The sequence below is a fragment of the Parvibaculum sp. genome (assembly GCF_019635935.1).
Classification (GTDB): Bacteria; Pseudomonadota; Alphaproteobacteria; order Parvibaculales; family Parvibaculaceae; genus Parvibaculum.
In genome coordinates, this window is sequence record NZ_JAHBYN010000001.1 from 1,432,056 (window position 1) to 1,449,618 (window position 17,563).

The 17,563-nt window shown below is 60.9% G+C and carries 16 protein-coding genes; 11 read left to right on the plus strand and 5 right to left on the minus strand.

The features are described from left to right. Positions 1–35 precede the first annotated feature (35 nt). The 3 genes from gmd (KF719_RS07255) to gmd (KF719_RS07265) all read right to left on the minus strand — a co-directional run bounded on the left by gmd (KF719_RS07255) (position 36) and on the right by gmd (KF719_RS07265) (position 3,284). Complete coding sequence (gene gmd, locus KF719_RS07255) at positions 36–1,139, minus strand: GDP-mannose 4,6-dehydratase (protein ID WP_293508049.1); 1,104 nt, start codon at positions 1,137–1,139, stop codon at positions 36–38. Positions 1,140–1,249: 110 nt separating this feature from the next. Next, the gene (locus KF719_RS07260) at positions 1,250–2,212 is read right to left on the minus strand and encodes a GDP-L-fucose synthase (RefSeq protein ID WP_293508050.1); all 963 of its coding nucleotides are present in this window, start codon (positions 2,210–2,212) and stop codon (positions 1,250–1,252) included. Next, positions 2,205–3,284: a GDP-mannose 4,6-dehydratase gene (gmd, locus tag KF719_RS07265; protein WP_293508051.1), complete on the minus strand. Its 1,080-nt coding sequence runs from the start codon at positions 3,282–3,284 to the stop codon at positions 2,205–2,207. The genes KF719_RS07260 and gmd (KF719_RS07265) overlap by 8 nt, the downstream gene beginning before the upstream one ends. A gap of 204 nt (positions 3,285–3,488) precedes the next feature. On the opposite strand from gmd (KF719_RS07265), the gene rfbC reads away from it, so the two are divergent. Genes rfbC through KF719_RS07295 form a run of 6 tightly spaced genes read left to right on the plus strand, consistent with a single transcriptional unit; the run spans position 3,489 to position 9,329 of the window. Beyond that, positions 3,489–4,058 carry a dTDP-4-dehydrorhamnose 3,5-epimerase gene (gene rfbC, locus KF719_RS07270; protein ID WP_293508052.1) on the plus strand — a complete coding sequence of 190 codons (570 nt, stop codon included), beginning with the start codon at positions 3,489–3,491 and terminating at the stop codon, positions 4,056–4,058. Positions 4,059–4,113: 55 nt separating this feature from the next. After that, positions 4,114–5,175, plus strand: a complete 1,062-nt coding sequence (gene rfbB / locus KF719_RS07275; RefSeq protein WP_293508053.1) for a dTDP-glucose 4,6-dehydratase — start codon at positions 4,114–4,116, stop codon at positions 5,173–5,175. A gap of 24 nt (positions 5,176–5,199) precedes the next feature. Then, positions 5,200–6,123, plus strand: a complete 924-nt coding sequence (gene rfbD, locus KF719_RS07280) for a dTDP-4-dehydrorhamnose reductase (protein WP_293508054.1) — start codon at positions 5,200–5,202, stop codon at positions 6,121–6,123. Then, positions 6,120–6,989 (plus strand): glucose-1-phosphate thymidylyltransferase RfbA, encoded by an 870-nt coding sequence (gene rfbA / locus KF719_RS07285; protein ID WP_293508055.1) that lies wholly within the window; start codon positions 6,120–6,122, stop codon positions 6,987–6,989. The genes rfbD and rfbA overlap by 4 nt, the downstream gene beginning before the upstream one ends. 46 nt (positions 6,990–7,035) lie before the next feature. After that, on the plus strand, positions 7,036–8,364 hold the full coding sequence (locus tag KF719_RS07290; protein WP_293508056.1) for a UDP-glucose/GDP-mannose dehydrogenase family protein: 1,329 nt from the start codon (positions 7,036–7,038) through the stop codon (positions 8,362–8,364). A gap of 44 nt (positions 8,365–8,408) precedes the next feature. Then, on the plus strand, positions 8,409–9,329 hold the full coding sequence (locus KF719_RS07295; protein WP_293508057.1) for a class I SAM-dependent methyltransferase: 921 nt from the start codon (positions 8,409–8,411) through the stop codon (positions 9,327–9,329). 32 nt (positions 9,330–9,361) lie between these two features. Here KF719_RS07295 and KF719_RS07300 read toward each other — a convergent pair whose 3' ends face one another. After that, the gene (locus KF719_RS07300) at positions 9,362–10,807 is read right to left on the minus strand and encodes an undecaprenyl-phosphate glucose phosphotransferase (RefSeq protein ID WP_293508058.1); all 1,446 of its coding nucleotides are present in this window, start codon (positions 10,805–10,807) and stop codon (positions 9,362–9,364) included. A 339-nt stretch (positions 10,808–11,146) separates the two neighbouring features. Further along, a complete protein-coding gene (locus KF719_RS07305) occupies positions 11,147–11,830 on the minus strand; it encodes a class I SAM-dependent methyltransferase (RefSeq protein ID WP_293508059.1) in 684 nt (227 codons plus the stop codon). Positions 11,831–11,981: 151 nt separating this feature from the next. Here KF719_RS07305 and wecB point away from each other — a divergent pair, with 151 nt between their 5' ends. The 5 genes from wecB (at position 11,982) to KF719_RS07330 (ending at position 17,505) form a co-directional block, all read left to right on the plus strand. Beyond that, positions 11,982–13,124 carry a UDP-N-acetylglucosamine 2-epimerase (non-hydrolyzing) gene (gene wecB, locus KF719_RS07310; RefSeq protein WP_293508060.1) on the plus strand — a complete coding sequence of 381 codons (1,143 nt, stop codon included), beginning with the start codon at positions 11,982–11,984 and terminating at the stop codon, positions 13,122–13,124. Continuing rightward, positions 13,117–14,397, plus strand: coding sequence for a UDP-N-acetyl-D-mannosamine dehydrogenase (wecC, locus tag KF719_RS07315; protein WP_293508061.1), 1,281 nt, complete (start codon positions 13,117–13,119; stop codon positions 14,395–14,397). Before wecB ends, wecC begins: the two co-directional genes overlap by 8 nt. 8 nt (positions 14,398–14,405) lie before the next feature. Continuing rightward, positions 14,406–15,200 carry a WecB/TagA/CpsF family glycosyltransferase gene (locus KF719_RS07320; protein ID WP_293508062.1) on the plus strand — a complete coding sequence of 265 codons (795 nt, stop codon included), beginning with the start codon at positions 14,406–14,408 and terminating at the stop codon, positions 15,198–15,200. Beyond that, entirely contained in the window at positions 15,197–16,066 is an 870-nt protein-coding gene (locus tag KF719_RS07325; protein WP_293508063.1) for a glycosyltransferase, read from the plus strand. Before KF719_RS07320 ends, KF719_RS07325 begins: the two co-directional genes overlap by 4 nt. 104 nt (positions 16,067–16,170) lie before the next feature. After that, on the plus strand, positions 16,171–17,505 hold the full coding sequence (locus KF719_RS07330; protein ID WP_293508064.1) for a hypothetical protein: 1,335 nt from the start codon (positions 16,171–16,173) through the stop codon (positions 17,503–17,505). Positions 17,506–17,563 lie beyond the last annotated feature (58 nt).

A 17,563-nucleotide genomic window follows, 5' to 3' on the forward strand; every position in this document is an offset into this window, starting at 1 on the left:
AGTGCCGCGCGGGTTTTGCCCGCCGCCGCGAGTTTTCAGTCGGAACCGCCGGCGGCAACGGCAACGCTTGACTGCGCAAGGCGCGCAATATCGGCCGCAACCATCTCGCCGACCAGTTCGGCAAAGCTTGTCCGCCGGCGCCAGCCCAGCTTGTGCTGCGCGCGCGACGCATCGCCGATCGTGACGCTGATATCGGTCGGGCGGAAGAAGGCCGGATTGATCTCGACCAGGCGCTCTCTTGTATCGGTATCAAAGCCAATTTCGTCAACGCCCTCGCCTTCCCAGACGACCGATCGGCCAATTTCGGAAAAAGCGAGCTCCACAAATTCACGTACCGAATGATGCTCGCCGGTTGCCAGCACATAGTCGCCGGGTTCGTCCTGTTGCAGCATCAGCCACATCCCCTCGACATAGTCGCGCGCATGGCCCCAATCGCGGCGCGCATCAAGATTGCCGAGCTTCAACGGCGCCGGATTCCCCACATGCCGTTCGGCAACCGCATGCGAGATTTTCCGGGTCACGAAATTGCGCCCGCGCCACGGGCTCTCGTGATTGAAGAGAATGCCGTTGGAGGCGTGAACGCCGAAGGCCTCGCGGAAATTGACCGTCGCCTCGAAAGCGGCGTGCTTCGAGACGGCATAGGGGCTCAACGGATGAAGCGCCGTGTCCTCGTTCTGGGTCTTCCCCTTCGCATCGCCGAACATTTCCGAGCTTGAAGCCTGATAAAAACGCGTGCGGCGCGCCGGGTCGAGTTTCACGAGCGCGTTCAACAGGCGCACCGCGCCCGTCGCATTGACATCGGTCGTATAGGCCGGATCGTCGAAACTGGTTTGGATGTGGGTTTGCGCGGCCAGATTGTAGATCTCGTCGGGGCGCACGCTGTCCAGAAGCCGCGAAAGGCCGGCGGCGTCGATCATGTCGCAACTATGCAGATGAAGCCGCCGGTTGAGATCGGCAATATGGGCAAACCGGCCGCGATCGAGCCGCGACACGTCGCGCGAGACCCCGTGGACCGCATAGCCCTTTTCGAGCAGGAAGGCGGCAAGATACCCCCCATCCTGCCCCGTAATGCCGGTAATCAGGGCCACCGGCGCATGGCCAGCAAAATTGTTGCGTTTGAGCGGCGTTGCTTGCGTCAAGGCGGGCTTGTCCGGGGGGTGGAAAGGGGCCTTCAGGGGCGGGTTGTACAGGGCTTTTACCATGAGCCCCGGCGGAGCAACAGATGCGACGGCCGGTGCCTTTGGACAATTTACCGGCCGGAGGCGACCGGCAGGTGGTCGCAATACCAGCGATAGACCTCCCGCACCCCCTCATCGAGCGATATCCGGGCCTTCCAGCCCCGGGCGGTGAGGCGGGAAACGTCCATCAGCTTGCGCGGGGTGCCATCGGGCTTGGAAGGATCGGTCACGATCTCGCCCCGATAGCCGACAACATCGCGCACAAGCTCCGCGAGCTCGCGGATCGACAGGTCGCTGCCCGAGCCCACATTGATGTGATCCTCTTCCGAATAGGTCTTCATCAGATGAACCAGCGCGTCCGCACAATCGTCGACATGCAGAAACTCGCGCTTCGGCGTACCGGTGCCCCAAAGCGTCACGCTTGCGGCGCCCGCTTCGCGCGCCGCATGCATCTTGGCGATCAGCGCCGGCAGCACATGCGAGGATTGCAGGTCGAAATTGTCGCCGGGACCGTAGAGATTGGTCGGCATGGCCGAAATGAAGTCGCAGCCATATTGACGACGATAGGCCTGGCAGAGCTTGATGCCGGCGATCTTGGCGACCGCATACCATTGATTGGTCGGCTCGAGCGGCCCGGTCAACAATGCCTCTTCGGACATCGGCTGCGGCGCGAGCTTCGGATAGATGCAGGACGAACCGAGAAAGAGCAGCTTCTCGACGCCCGCGCGCCATGCGGCCTGAATGAGATTGGCCTCGATCATCAGATTGTCGTAGAGGAACTCGGCCGGCCGCTGATCATTGGCGAGGATGCCGCCGACCGTCGCGGCCGGCACAAACACCGCCTGCGGACGATGCGTCTCCATCCATGCCTCGACATCCGCCTGGCGGCGGAGATCCACCTGCGCGCGGCCGGCGACCAGCACCTCGCAGGATTCCCGCTCGAGCCGGCGCAGAATGGCCGACCCGACCATGCCCCGATGGCCGGCCACATAGACCCGTTTGCCGTCAAGCGCATATGCGGCCGGCTCAGTCATAACGCCCCTTGCGGTCCTGCTCCAGCGCAACGGCCTTGAGGTCGGAGGCCACCATCTCGGACACAAGTTCGGGAAAGCTCGTGCTGTGTCGCCATCCGAGCTTCTGATGCGCCTTGCGCGGATCGCCCAGCAGCAGGTCGACCTCGGTGGGACGGAAATAGCGCGGATCGACCTTGACGAGAACCTTGCCGGTCGCGGCATCGATCCCCTGTTCGTCGGCGTCGCGGCCTTTCCATTCGATCCGCCGTCCGGTTTCGGCAAAGGCGAGCTCCACGAACTCGCGCACCGAATGCGTCTCGCCGGTGGCGAGCACATAATCGTCCGGTTCATCCTGCTGGACGATCCGCCACATCCCCTCGACATAGTCGCGCGCATGGCCCCAGTCGCGCTTGGCATCGAGATTGCCGAGATAGAGCATGTCCTGAAGCCCGAGCTCGATTGCCGCGACGGCGCGCGTGATCTTGCGCGTCACGAAAGTCTCGCCGCGCGTAGGCCCTTCATGGTTGAACAAAATGCCGTTCGAGGCATGCATGTCATAGGCTTCGCGGTAATTGACCGTGATCCAGTAGGCATAGAGCTTTGCCGCCGCATAAGGGCTGCGCGGATAGAAGGGCGTCCGCTCCGATTGGGGCGTTTCCTGCACCTTGCCGTAAAGCTCCGAGGTCGATGCCTGGTAGAAGCGGGTCTTCTTCTCCATCCCGAGGATGCGGATCGCTTCGAGCAGCCGCAGCGTGCCCACCGCGTCCGAATTGGCCGTGTATTCGGGCGTTTCGAAACTCACCTGCACATGGGACTGGGCGGCCAGATTGTAGATTTCGTCGGGCTGCGTCTCCTGCACGATCCGGATCAGGTTGGTTGCGTCGGTCAGGTCGCCGTAATGCAGCCGAAGACGCGCATGCGCGACATGCGGGTCCTCGTAAAGATCGTCGATGCGTTGCGTGTTGAACGAGGACGAGCGGCGTTTCGTCCCATGGACGATATAGCCCTTCTCGAGCAGAAGCCGCGCTAGCCACGCCCCGTCCTGGCCGGTAATACCCGTGATCAGGGCCGTTTTTGGTTTTGCTGCGGTCACTGTCGCCCCCAAATCATGAACGGGAACCCTAACCCGGTTCCGGCGCCCCGGGAATTGAGCTTTTTTTGGCGGCTCCCGCAAGCCGGAACGCCGCGAAATGGTGACCGGCGCGGGGCCGGCCCTTCAATTTGTTATATATGCCTCCGGACGATACGATCCGCCCCCTGCCCGCCCCATTTGCCTGCTGCCAGCCCGGACAATTCAATGATCGAAATCGAGGAAACCGCCATCCCGGGCATCCGCATCGTCAAGCCGCGCCGCTTGGGCGACGCACGCGGCTGGTTTTCCGAAACCTTCAACCGGCGCGCAATGGCGGAGGTTGGCATCGATATCGACTTCATCCAGGACAATGAATCGCTTTCGGCGGTCCCTGGCACGATCCGCGGCCTGCATTTCCAGACCCCGGATTTCGCCCAGACCAAGCTGGTGCGTGTGCAGACCGGTTCGATCTTCGACGTCGCGGTCGATATCCGGCGCGGTTCGCCGACCTTCGGTGCTCATGTGGCGGTCGAGCTCAGCGCCGAAAATGGTAAACAGCTGCTGGTCCCCAGGGGTTTCGCCCATGGCTTTTGCACGCGTGTGCCGGACACCCGTGTCTTTTACAAGGTGGACGCCTATTATTCACAAGCTCATGATGCAGGCATATTGTGGAACGATCCGGCGCTGGCGATCGACTGGCCGGTGACGTCCGGCAAGGCGGCCCTTTCCGAAAAGGACGCGCGCTTGCCGCGCCTGGCGGATTTCGACACGCCTTTCGTTTACGATGCCGGTTAGGGGCGGGCCCCAGGATCCGCACCAATGACCGGCACTGAAAATGGGGAAGTATTCGATGCGTATCCTGGTAACCGGCGGCGCCGGCTTCATCGGCTCCGCGGTGATCCGCATGCTGATCGGCGAGACGGATCACGAGGTACTGAACGTCGATTGCCTGACTTATGCGGGCAACCTCGATTCGCTGGCGGGCGTGTCTGAAAACATCCGCTACCGTTTCTCGCGCACCGATATTCGCGATCTGTCAGCCTTGCGCAGCGTTGTCGAGGATTTCAGGCCCGACATCGTGATGCATCTGGCGGCCGAAACCCATGTCGACCGCTCGATCGACGGGCCGGCCGCCTTTATCGAGACCAACATCGTCGGCACGGCCAATCTGCTGGAAGTGGCGCGCGCGCACTGGCAGGGTCTCGACAGTGCGGCGAAAGCGCGCTTCCGTTTTCACCACATCTCAACCGACGAGGTCTTCGGCTCGCTGGGGCCGGCGGGCGCCTTCACCGAGAAGAGCCCCTACGCGCCGAACTCACCTTATTCGGCATCGAAAGCCGGCGCCGACCATCTGGTGCGCGCCTGGCGCGAGACCTATGGCCTGCCAACAATCGTCAGCAATTGCTCCAACAATTACGGCCCGTGCCAGTTCCCGGAGAAGCTGATCCCGCTAATGGTGCTGAACGCGCTGGAGGGAAAGCCGCTGCCGGTCTATGGCGACGGGCTTCAGGTGCGCGACTGGCTGCATGTCGACGATCATGCGCGAGCGCTAATCACCATTGCGACGAAAGGCGTCGTCGGCGAAACCTACAATGTCGGCGGCAATGCCGAACGCACCAATATCGACATCGTAAGGTCGATCTGCCGCCTGCTCGATGAGCTGCGTCCCGATGCGCCGCACGCACCCCATGAGAAGCTGATTACCCATGTCGCCGACCGGCCGGGCCACGACGCGCGCTATGCGATCGATGCCTCGAAGATCGCGCGCGAACTGGGCTGGCGCCCGCGCGAGAATTTCGAAAGCGGATTGCGCAAGACCGTTGCGTGGTATCTCGGCAATCGCGACTGGTGGGAACGCGTGCGCTCAGGGTCTTATCGCGGCGAACGCCTCGGTCTGATCGATGCGGATTGAGCGCGGATGGCGGCGGGAAAAACTTTGAAACGCCTGCTGGTGACCGGCGCCGGCGGACAGGTCGGCACCGAACTGGCGGCCGAAGCGGCGGCCGCCGGATTTGCGGTTGTGGCGCCGCCGCGCGCCGAACTCGATATCACCGATGAAAACGCCGTCGCCGCAGCGATTGCCGCCGCGAAGCCGGATGCGGTCGTCAACGCGGCCGCCTACACAGCCGTCGACCGCGCCGAAAGCGAGCCCGAACAGGCCCGGGCCGTCAACGCCCGCGCTCCCGGCATCCTTGGCAGCGCTTGCGATCACACCGGCATTCCGCTGCTCCATATCTCGACCGATTATGTGTTCGACGGAATGTCGGAACGACCCTGGCGCGAGGGCGACCCGGTGGCGCCGCTCGGCGTCTATGGCGCGAGCAAGGCCGAGGGTGAGGCGGCGCTGCGCGTGGCGGCGCCCCGCCACATCATCCTGCGCACAGCCTGGGTCTTCAGCCCGCATGGGAACAATTTCGTCAAGACGATGCTGCGCCTAGCAAGCACCCGCGACGAACTGGCCGTTGTCGACGACCAGCGCGGTTCGCCCACCTCGGCGACCGACATCGCACAGGCCTTGCTGGCGCTGGCCGCCTCGGCCGTCGAGGCAAGACCGGCGGATGCGCCGCTCTGGGGCACATATCATTTTTGCAATGCCGGCGTGACGAGCTGGTGCGGCTTCGCCCGCGCAATCATGGCCGGCGCGGCGGTACGCGGCGGCGCAACGGCGCGCATCGGGCCGATCCCGGCCGCCGATTACCCGACACCGGCACGCCGCCCCGCATATTCAGCGCTTGACTGCACGAAACTCAAAACCGCTTTCGGCATCGAACCGCGGCCCTGGGAAGAAGCGCTTGACGACACGCTCGACCGGCTGCTACCGGCGGGCGGCATCGAGCGGACAAAGGCGGAAAGCGCATGAAGGGCATCATCCTCGCGGGCGGCAGCGGCACGCGGCTTTACCCGGTGACCCGGGCGGTTTCGAAGCAATTGCTGCCGGTCTATGACAAACCGATGATCTATTATCCGCTGACGACGCTGATGCTGGCCGGCATCCGCGACATGTTGGTGATCACGACACCGCAGGATGCCGCCGCCTTCGAGCACCTGCTCGAAGATGGCAGCCAGTGGGGCATCTCGATTTCCTATGCCGTGCAGCCAAAACCCGAAGGCCTCGCCCAGGCTTTCATCATCGGCCGCGATTTCATCGGCGGCAAACGCTGCGCCCTGGTGCTGGGCGACAATATTTTCTACGGCAACGGCCTCTCGGCGATCCTCCAGCGCGCCGCGCGGCCGGGCAAGGGCGCGACGGTTTTCGGCTATTGGGTGCGCGATCCCGAACGCTACGGCGTCGTCGAATTCGACGGCAAGGGCAACGCAATCTCGATCGAGGAAAAACCGGAAAAGCCGAAATCGAACTTCGCCGTCACCGGGCTTTATTTCTACGACTCCCATGTCTGCGACAGGGCAGCCGAAGTGCGCCCCTCGGCACGCGGGGAGCTCGAAATCACGACGCTGAACGAGATGTACCTGAAGCGCGGCGAGTTGACGGTCGAACTGCTGGGCCGGGGCTTCACTTGGCTCGACACCGGCACCCACCAGTCGCTGCTGCAGGCGGCGCAATTCGTCGAGACGATCGAGGAACGCCAGAACCTGAAGATCGGCAGCCCCGAGGAAGTGGCCTACCGCATGGGCTATATCGATGCCGAACAACTGCTGGCGGCCGCCCGCAGCGTCGGAAAAAGCAGCTACGGCAATTATTTGCGCGCGCTGGTCAAAAACAGATAGATATCGAAATGACGCCTGTCCGGCCGATGACAATCAGGAGTGAAGGATGAAAGTTGCCATGATCGGCACCGGTTATGTGGGCCTGGTGTCGGGCGCCTGTTTTGCCGACCTCGGCCATCACGTCATCTGCGTCGACACGGACGCCGCAAAGATAGAGAAGCTCCACCGCGCGGAAATCCCGATCTACGAGCCGGGTCTCGAGGACATCGTTGCCCGCAATGTCGAAGCAGGCCGGCTTTCCTTCACCACGGACGCAGCCAGTGCCGTGCCGTCATGCGACGCGATTTTCATCTGCGTCGGCACCCCGCCACGCGAAGACGGCGATGCCGACCTCTCCTATGTCTACGCTGCCGCGCAAGGCATCGCGGCGCATCTGGAGGGATACACGGTCATTGTCGACAAATCGACGGTACCCGTCGGCACCGGCGACGAGGTGGAAGCGATTGTCCGCAAGCAAAATCCCGAAGCCGATTTCGACGTGGCATCGAACCCCGAATTCCTGCGCGAGGGCAACGCCATCGACGATTTCATGCAACCCGACCGCATCGTCATCGGCACGAATGCCGCGCGCGCGAAAGAGGTCATGCAGGCTCTCTACCGGCCGCTGATGCTGGCCGAGACGCCGATTGTCCACACAAGCCGCGCCACGGCGGAAATTACCAAATATGCCGCCAATGCGTTTCTCGCCATGAAAGTCACTTTCATCAACGAGATCGCCGACATTTGCGAACGCGTCGGCGCCGACGTGCAGGATGTCTCGCGTGGCATCGGCCTCGACAGCCGCATTGGCACAAAATTCCTGCAGGCCGGCGCCGGCTTCGGCGGCTCCTGCTTCCCGAAAGACACGCTGGCACTGACAGGCACCGCAAGAAAGGTCGGCCGGCCGACACAGATCGTCGAGGCCGTAATGGCCGCCAATGCCGAACGAAAGCGCCGCATGGCCGAAAAGGTGATCGCGGCCTGCGGCGACAGCATCGAGGGAAAGACGATCGGCGTGTTGGGCGTGACCTTCAAACCCAACACCGACGACATGCGCGATGCGCCGAGCCTCGACATCCTGCCCCTGCTTCAACAGGCCGGCGCGCATATTCGCGCCTACGATCCCGAAGGTATGGGCCAGGCACGAAAACACTTGAAGGATATCGAATGGGCCGACGACGCCTACGGCGTCATGCCCGGCGCCGACGCCTTGTTGATCCTGACTGAATGGAACGAGTTTCGCGTTCTCGATCTCGATCGTGTACGGCGCGAACTGAAGGCACCGCTGATGATCGATCTGCGCAACATCTACACACCGGCTGAAATGGCACGAGCCGGTTTCGAATATCACTCGGTGGGCAGGGAAACGGTCAGACCGGGGGGACTCAAGAAATGACCCCGAGAACTGGGTGGAAGAGGTACATCGCGCCTGCGGTCGACATGACACTGGCGACTATCGCCACGCTTGGCGGCCCAATTCTGCGTGCGCTGGCGAGAAGCCCCGCTCTCCTGCCACATACACGCAAAGTACTGGACCGGTTAGGTGTAACCGTCTTACGGCATCACTACTACGCCCCGGCGATCATACCGTCCGACATCGGAAAACAGCTGAGCGCCAGAAGAAATCTGCCGGGTCTCGATTTTCGAGTCGCACAGCAGCTCGATCTGATCGCGGAATTCAGCTATCGGGAAGAGCTTCTGGAAATTCCACTGGAAAAGTCCGGCGAAATCGAGTTCGGCTACAACAATGGAGCTTACGAACACGGTGATGCGGAACTCTTGTACAATATCATCCGGCATTTCAGGCCGCGACGCATCGTCGAGATCGGCTGCGGCCAGTCCACAATCCTGATGCAGAAGGCCATATCGAAGAACAAGGGAGATGATGCTTCATACACCTGCAGACACATCTGCATCGAACCCTTTGAGCAGCCATGGCTCGAACAGTTAAGTGTTGAGCTAATCCGCGCAAAAGTCGAGGACTGCAAAATGGAGCTCTTTTCTGAGCTCAAAGCCAATGACATTCTCTTCATTGACAGTTCGCATGTCATCCGTCCGCAAGGTGACGTGTTGTTCGAATATCTTGAGATATTGCCACGCATGCGTTCCGGCGTGATCGTTCATATCCACGACATATTTACGCCGCGCGACTATCCTGAAGACTGGATCGTGCGCGATCGCCGCATGTGGAATGAACAATACCTTCTGGAAGCATTTCTTTCGTTCAATCAGGCGTTCGAAGTCTTACTCGCCGCAAACATGCTTGCCAATGACCATATCGAAAAGCTGGCGGTCGCTTGTCCAGCGCTGTCGCAAGAACCTGAACGCCAACCGGGCGCTTTCTGGATACGCCGTATCTGAGGCTCGCGAGAATGGGTAAAGGCCGGTAAGGCCTACCGCACATTCTTCCCGATAAAACCGAAAAACGGCGTCATCAGCAGGATCTTCAGATCGAACCAGAGCGACCAGTTCTCGATGTAGTAAAGATCGCAATCGACGCGCCCCTTCATCTTCTCCGGCGTGTCCGTCTCCCCCCGGAAGCCCTTTACCTGCGCCCAGCCGGTCATACCCGGTTTCACCTTGTGACGGTTGGCGTAGCGCTCAAGCAATGTCGAATAATGCTCGTTATGCGAGATCGCATGGGGGCGAGGCCCGACCAGCGACATTTCGCCTCGGAGCACATTGATGAGTTGCGGCAACTCGTCGAGACTGGTCCGGCGCAGGAACCGGCCGGCCCGCGTCACGCGCGGATCGTCGCGGCGGGCCTGGACGATGTCCGGTCCATCCTCGGCGACATGCATGGTGCGGAACTTGTAGACATGAAAGATCGTGTTGTTGAAGCCATGCCGACGCTGGCGGAAGAAGATGGGGCCCTTGCTGTCGAGCCGGATCGCCAGCGCGATGAGGAGCATGAACGGCGCGAAGAAGACCAGGGCGAGAAAACTCAGCATGCGATCTTCGATCACCTTGAGGATCGGCCCCCAATCGTCGAGCGGCCGGCTTTCAAGCTCGACCACCGTCAAACCTTGATAGTTGAGCAGGGCTTTGGGCGACTGCCTAATCTCTGCGGCGCTGGGACAGAGCCGGATATCGACCGGCAGCACGGATAGCGCTTCGACGAGCTGCGAAATCCGCTCGACCTCGTCGAGCGGCAAGGCAATCAGCACCTCGTCGACGGGATTTTCGCGGGCATAGGCGATGAGTTCAGCTAACCCGCCGGCAACGGCAACTCGCGCCTCGACGCCATTTGCCGGATCGTCGAAGGCCCCGCAGATCCTCATCTGGGATCCGTCGCCGGCTGCCTTTTCAGTCAGACGCGCCGCGATGGCGCCACTGCCATAGACGAGCACGCGCCGCGCGAAAAGGCCCTCCGCCGTCAATCGGCGCAATATCCTGCCGAGTGTCGGATGAAAAACAACCAGCGTGAGTGCAGACAACGAAATCCAGGAGATGAACCAGCCGCGTGAATAGTCCTCGCCGATCTTGAGCAGGTAGCCGGCGGTCACGACCGCCAGCGCGGCCAGCACGAGGCCGGCAAGGACCCGCCGCGTCTGCCCGCGCGGGCGGGCAAGCGTTTCGAAAACATAGAGCCCCTGAAAATGGAACGCGAGCGCCGCAACAATGGCACCAACGGCACCGACGGCGGCATAGGGGATGACATCCTGATCCGATTGGAGAACGGCACCGATATAGAACCACTTGGCAACGACCGCCGCAACGAAGACGACAAGCGCATCCACGGCCATGACGGCGTCGCCAATCACCCGCTTCGAGACAACGCGCCGATCGTCACGCGGCGGAAGCGCCCCCCCCGACGCCTGCATACCGGCTGTCGGCATCTGGCCGGACGTCTCCTGAACCGCTCCGTTCCCGGCGAAGCCTGCCCCGTTCTCGGGCTGCCGTTCGGCCCTTCGCATGCTGCTTCCCCCAAATCCCCGGCCAGCGGCGCAACTACTCGCCGGGCCCGGCCAAGACCACCTGTATGATGCTCTATTGTCAGCATATTGTCCCACGGGCTTGTTGCCGCAGGGACACATCCCGCGGAAAGTCTAGCGCTGTCGTTCGCACGAGACAAAGAAGCGCGCCGTACCCAAGGGCCGCAGCGCCCGTTCGGCAGGAAATAACCGCCACCCCAATGCGCAGGTCCAGAAGGCTAACGCGGTGCGCCACGGTCTGGCTCAAGTCCCACCGTCGCGAACGGCCATCAGCGATTTGGTAAAGCCCAGGAAACGTTCCCGGCGAATATCCGCGTCGGGAAACAATGACCCGAGCTGCTTCGCGTCGAGAAGCTGCGAGCTCTGTAGCGCCGCCATGGCTTCGTCAAGCGTTTCGCGCCGACGTCCGCCATAGCCGAGCCCGAACCGCATCAGCAAGCGGGCGCGCACCTGCTCCGGCAGCCAGTGGAAGAAGGGAGCACGAAAATGCGGCTCGACCGGAAACCAGAAATAGGGGACTTGCAGGTAGTAGGAAGGCGCCAGCCGGCGCACTTCCCCGGCCATGGCACGCATCTCCGGCCAGCGACCCACATGCTCGATGGTCGAATTGGAATGGACGAAATCGAAGGAATTATCCGCAAATGGAAGGCCGGTGGCATTCCCCTCCATGGAAATGAAACGCGGGTTCGCGGCCTCCGCCCTGGCGAGGTTGGCCAGGGTAACCTCGCAATTGAGCGCCTCGATGTCTTTTAGAAACGGTCGCCAATAGAGCTCCGTACCCCCGATATCGAGGATCCTGACAGGCGATGTCCGCCGGCTGATCCCGCTCAGCATGTTCCGAACCACGGCGAACCGCCGCCGCCGCAAGCGGTTGCCCAGCGACTTCTCGTTCGCATAATAGTCGTCGCCGAAGCTGAACACGCGCATGAGCTACCGCTTTGTGAGATTGAACGCATCAAATCTACAGATATGACGGATGCGACGCCACGCCTTTAACTGTCGCAAGCAAAGGCGCTAGGGCGTTCGACACAGCCTGTGTAAGATCGTAGCAAGGCGACACACGTTAAGAAATCGGAACATGCCTCAAGATTCCAGATCGAAACTTCGTCTACTCATTGTCTTTGGAACCCGTCCGGAAGCATTGAAATGCTTTCCGGTCGCACGCTGTGCATTGGCCGATCCTCGTATCCGTGTTGACATATGTGTGACGGCCCAGCACCGCGACATGCTTGACCAGGTCATCGAATTGACCGGCTTGCCCGTTCATTATGATCTCAACATCATGAAACCCGGGCAGACGCTCTTCGACACGACTGCGAAGATACTGGTCGAAATGGCAGGCGTACTTGATAAATCCAGACCAGACTATGTGCTGGTTCAGGGCGACACGACAACGGCAATGACCGCGGCACTGTCAGCATTCTACAAGCGCATTCCGGTCGGCCACATTGAGGCGGGCCTGCGTAGCGGCGACATCTATTCGCCTTGGCCCGAAGAACTCAATCGGAAAATCATAGGCGACATCGCTGCGCTGCATTTCGCGCCCACAGCTCAGGCCCGAAAGAACCTGTTATCCGAGGGAAAGCCTTCCGCTTCGGTGATCGTGACCGGGAACACCGCGATCGATACACTTGTGCATTTCAGCAACGATATCGACCGAAATCCAGCACATGCACAATCGCTGGCCGGCCGCTTTCCGTTTCTCGATTCCGGGAAGCGTCTCATCCTTGTGACCGGCCATCGCCGCGAAAACTTCGACGGCGGCATGGACCGTGTATGCGAGGCCTTGAAGCAACTGGCCGGTCGTCGCGATACCCAGATCGTCTATCCCGTGCACCCCAACCCGAATGTCCGAGCGCCGGTTTTTGGGGCGCTGGGGCAGACGGCCGATATCCATCTGCTGGAACCGCTCGATTACCTCCCGTTTCTCTATTTGCTGAAGAATTCATACATCGTCATCACGGATTCCGGGGGCGTACAGGAAGAGGCGCCGGCTCTCGGTAAACCTGTTCTGGTGATGCGCGAAAAGACCGAACGGCCAGAAGGCGTGGAGGCCGGGACCGCACGCCTTGTCGGAACCGACGTCGAGCGGATCGTGTCCGAGGCGACACAGCTCCTTGATGATCAGACTGCCTATGAGAAAATGAGTCGGCAACACAGCCCCTATGGCGACGGCGAGGCAAGCCGGCGAATTATCGAGGAACTGCTCCGTCATGCGTGAATGGAATACTGTATCCGTCATCGGCATGGGCTATATCGGACTGCCGACATGCGCCCTGCTCGCAAGTCGCGGCATTTCCATTATCGGCGTGGACGTAAACAGGAATGTTGTCGACAGCGTCAATCGCGGCGCCGTGCACATTGTCGAACCCGATCTCGACGGGCTGGTGCAAAAAGTCGTCTCCAATGGGAAACTGCGCGCCACCATCGGGACGGAACCGGCCGACGCATTCATTGTAGCTGTACCGACGCCGATGACCGACGACCGCAAACCCGATATCCGTTATGTCCTCGACGCGGCGCGCAGTATCGCACCACATCTGAAGAAGGGAAATCTTGTCATCCTGGAATCGACGTCACCCGTCGGTACGACACGGCAGGTCTCATCGCTTCTCGGGGAGCTACGCCCGGATCTCGCCTTCCCCCATGCGGCCGGTGACGAAGCGGATGTCCTCGTTGCTTACAGCCCGGAGCGGGTGCTTCCCGGCAAAATTCTTACCGAACTCGTACAGAACGACCGGAGCGTCGGCGGCCTGTCCCCTCGCTCGTCCGAACATGCGGCCTCTCTCTACGCCAGCTTTGTTCGAGGCACGATCGTTCAAACAACCGCCGAAACCGCCGAACTAGTGAAACTTGCGGAGAATGCCTTTCGGGACGTCAACATTGCATTTGCCAATGAATTGGCGGCGGTCTGCGAACAGCTGAATCTTGACGTCTGGTCGGTGATCGATCTTGCAAATCGTCATCCTCGGGTTTCGATCCTGCAGCCGGGTCCCGGCGTCGGCGGTCACTGCATCGCGGTCGATCCCTATTTCATCATCTCGGCTGCGCCTGACGACACGCCGCTGATGCAGGCCGCACGTCGCGTCAACAGCGAACGCCCGCACCGGGTGGCTGCGGCAATCGGAGAACTCGCAGCCGGAATCGAGAACCCCGTGATCGCCTGCCTTGGCCTCGCTTTCAAAGCCGATATCGACGATCTTCGCGAGAGTCCGGCGGTCGAGATCGTCGAACTGCTGGCGCGAACAAAAGTCGGACGCATTATTGCATCGGAGCCGAATATAGACAGGCTGCCTGATTCCATCGCCCGGCTGGGCGTCGAATTTCGCGACCCGCTCTCGGCGATTGATGCCGCCAACATTGTGGTCCTGCTGGTCGATCACCGCCAGTTCGCCATGATCGACGCTGCCGCGCTTGGGACACGCAAACTACTCGACACGCGCGGCCTCTGGACATGGCACCAGAAACGGCGCAACACCGGCCGGATGGATTAGGCAGCGCAATGACCGACATGTCTGTTCCTTATGCATGGGCAGATCATCCGTTGATCTCGGCGCGGCGTGCCGTATTTCTCGGCTCGCCCATGCATCTCCTGACAATGGAGGAAACGCTTGGTCTTGCCGTTGAAGCGATGACCGAGCGCAAGCCACTGCATCACACTGTCGTCAATGTCGCCAAGCTCGTGACCATGCAGAATGACGAGGAACTACGACGCGACGTGACGGAAGCCGATCTGATCAATGTCGATGGCATGGGGATCGTGTGGGGAGCTCGGATGTTTGGCATGACAATCCCCGAACGTGTCGCCGGCGTCGAAATCATGGAACGGCTCTTTGAGCTTTGTGCGCGACAGGGGTTTCGTCCCTTCCTGCTCGGCGCCGAGCCTCATGTTCTGGAATCGGTTCTCCAGCGCCTGGAAAATGAATTCCCCGCGCTTGAGATCGCGGGATTTTGTGACGGGTATTTTCCACCGGAAGCCGAGAACGAAGTCGTCACGAAGATCAACACAGCGCATGCCGACTGTCTGTTTGTCGCCATGCCGACGCCCCGCAAGGAACGGTTTCTGCATCGTTATCGCGATGAACTGGATGTTTCCTTCGTGATGGGCGTCGGCGGGAGTTTCGATGTTTATGGCGGCAAGGTAAAGCGTGCACCGGAATGGATGCAAAGAGCGGGGCTCGAATGGGCTTTCCGTATATGGCAGGAGCCTCGCCGTCTCTGGCGGCGCTACTATAAAACCAATAAGGCCTATATCCGGCTTCTCTGGACCAATTGGCGACGACGGCCCAAGCGATGACCATTCGCGTCTCCGTCGTCATTCCCCACTATAACGACCTCGACAATCTGCGGCAGTGCATCGCCCTGCTTGAAGTGCAGAGCCTGCCGCGCGGGAGCTTCGAGATCCTGGTCGCCGACAACAACTCGCCACTGGACATCGAGGCTGTCGCCGCCGCCGCAGGCCCGGGCGCGCGGGCGCTGCGGGAAACGCGTAAAGGCGCTGGCTTGGCCCGCAATTGCGGCGCCGCGGCGGCGAGCGGCGAGGTGCTGGCCTTCATCGATTCCGATTGCCGGCCAGCCGCCGACTGGCTGGAAAAGGGCCTCGCGGCACTGGAAAGCTGCGATGTTGTTGGAGGGCGCGTGCGGGTCGGGCGCGGCAAACCCGGCGCGCTGACCCCGGCAGAGGCTTTCGAATGCATCTTCGCCTTCGACATCGAATCCTATGTGACGAAAAAGCGCTTCGTGCCCAGCGGCAACATGTTCGTCCGTCGCGCGACCTTCGGCACGGTGGGCGGCTTCCGCGGCGGCGTCTCGGAAGATGTGGAATGGGGCCGCCGGGCGGCCGGCATGGGCTTGCGGCTTGCCTATGGCCATGAGGTCGTTGTCGAGCATCCGGCGCGCGCGACATGGACCGAACTCAAGGCGAAATGGCGGCGCATGTCGCTGGAGAGCTATCTGCTGATGCGCGAGCGGCGCTTCGGCCGCCTGAAATGGTTACTCCGGAGTTGGGCCGTGCTGCTCTCGCCCCTCATTCATGTCTGGCAGGTTCTGCGCTCGCCGGAGCTCGAAGCGCCTGCCGACCGGCTGAAAGCCATTGCCGCCCTCTTCGCCATCCGAATATGGCGCTTTGTCGAGGCACATCGCGTGATGTGGCGGACGCGGTAACCATAAGACATGGAAGCGGTGCGCTGCACACTGAAAGCTGGCATATTCGCCGGAATGGCCCTCCCGGGGAACAGTCGTCTCCAACACAACCGGAAAACAACAGCGTGACCGTCACCGATGCGAGAACCAGGCGCCACGCGGCGCCGGCCCTGCGGCGGGTCCGACAAGGCGGCCTCGCCGTCGCATGGCCGCTGGCGCTGCTGACGCTCAGCCTCTTCGTGCCGGCGCAATTCTATGTCGACATTGGTTCCTTCCGACTGAGCGCCTATCGAATCGTGCTCTTCCTCATTTTGCCGTTTGTGACGGCAAGGCTTCTGGGTGGCGGCGTCCGGTTCAAGAGCTACGACGTGGCGATCCTGCTGGCGGCGCTATGGATGGTGCTGGCGATGTCTATCAATCATGGCATCTTGCAGGGGTTTGAGTCAGGCGGCATTATCGCCTTCGAGACCGTTCTCGGATATTTCGTCGCCCGCGTCTATTTTCGCGATCTCCAATCCATCGTCGATTTTGTCAAGCTTCTCGTACTTTGCCTCATAGTCTCGGTACCGATACTGCTCCTAGAAATCTCCGCCGGTCGAAATCTAGTTTCCGAGCTCAGCTCAATGTTAAGTGGCCACGCATCCGAATTCATATATCAGGAGAAGCATTTTCGGTTAGGACTAATTCGCGCCCAAGGCCCATTTGCACACCCTATTCACGCTGGCATCTTCATGATCGCGATGCTGCCGTTCGCCTGGCTCACTGCGGCAACGCTTGCAAAACGCGTTTTCGTATCTGGCTTTCTTCTAGCAGGTGCGTTCGCTTCTCTCTCCTCCGCACCGTGGCTTGGCTTCTTCCTGCAAGTCGGACTCCTTACCTTTCATTCGACCTGCAATCGGCTGAGAGTTAAAAATCCTTGGATGTGGTTCTTTGTCGCTTTTGCCATTCTTTTCGTGTCCCTCGAACTAGCTTCCAATCGCGGGGCGATAATGTTCCTGTCGACGTCCTTCACTCTAGAAGCCGGGACAGCCTATTATCGTCAGCTCATTTGGATATTCGGGACTGATGTCGTCATGAACAATCCGCTTTTTGGCATCGGCCATCACGATTGGGCGCGGCCGGCGTGGATGTACAGCTCCACCGTCGACACTTTCTGGCTTCTGATGGCTATGACCTTTGGCCTCCCTGTTGCCCTATTGCTCGGTTACGCGTCGATCGACATATTTCGACGCGTCATCAAGCGTAGCCGCAACATGGACAGCAAAGCCCGGACGATTGCTCTCGCTACGCTGATCTCCATACTCGCACTGATTTTAATGGCGTTTACCGTTCACTACTGGGGCAGCATATTTATCCTGTTTCTGCTGATGCTCGGCCTCGGCGGGTCGGTCGCTGCCGGTGCATTGTCGACCCCGACTTACGAGAATGGCCGCGCAGCCAGACGCATTCGCCAAATCTGAGAATTCAGCCGCCTGCTTGCTCGTCTCTTTCAAAACATGTTGATCGGACGCCCTAGCG

Bases quoted from the DNA above. Each gene is read 5' to 3' on its own strand.
- wecB (WP_293508060.1), top strand. From the start codon at position 11,982: ATGCCTCAAGATTCCAGATCGAAACTTCGTCTACTCATTGTCTTTGGA.
- KF719_RS07320 (WP_293508062.1), top strand. From the start codon at position 14,406: ATGACCGACATGTCTGTTCCTTATGCATGGGCAGATCATCCGTTGATC.
- rfbB (WP_293508053.1), top strand. From the start codon at position 4,114: ATGCGTATCCTGGTAACCGGCGGCGCCGGCTTCATCGGCTCCGCGGTG.
- KF719_RS07305 (WP_293508059.1), bottom strand. From the start codon at position 11,830: ATGCGCGTGTTCAGCTTCGGCGACGACTATTATGCGAACGAGAAGTCG.
- rfbC (WP_293508052.1), top strand. From the start codon at position 3,489: ATGATCGAAATCGAGGAAACCGCCATCCCGGGCATCCGCATCGTCAAG.
- rfbA (WP_293508055.1), top strand. From the start codon at position 6,120: ATGAAGGGCATCATCCTCGCGGGCGGCAGCGGCACGCGGCTTTACCCG.
- KF719_RS07260 (WP_293508050.1), bottom strand. From the start codon at position 2,212: ATGACTGAGCCGGCCGCATATGCGCTTGACGGCAAACGGGTCTATGTG.
- KF719_RS07300 (WP_293508058.1), bottom strand. From the start codon at position 10,807: ATGCCGACAGCCGGTATGCAGGCGTCGGGGGGGGCGCTTCCGCCGCGT.
- wecC (WP_293508061.1), top strand. From the start codon at position 13,117: ATGCGTGAATGGAATACTGTATCCGTCATCGGCATGGGCTATATCGGA.
- KF719_RS07325 (WP_293508063.1), top strand. From the start codon at position 15,197: ATGACCATTCGCGTCTCCGTCGTCATTCCCCACTATAACGACCTCGAC.
- KF719_RS07295 (WP_293508057.1), top strand. From the start codon at position 8,409: ATGACACTGGCGACTATCGCCACGCTTGGCGGCCCAATTCTGCGTGCG.
- KF719_RS07290 (WP_293508056.1), top strand. From the start codon at position 7,036: ATGAAAGTTGCCATGATCGGCACCGGTTATGTGGGCCTGGTGTCGGGC.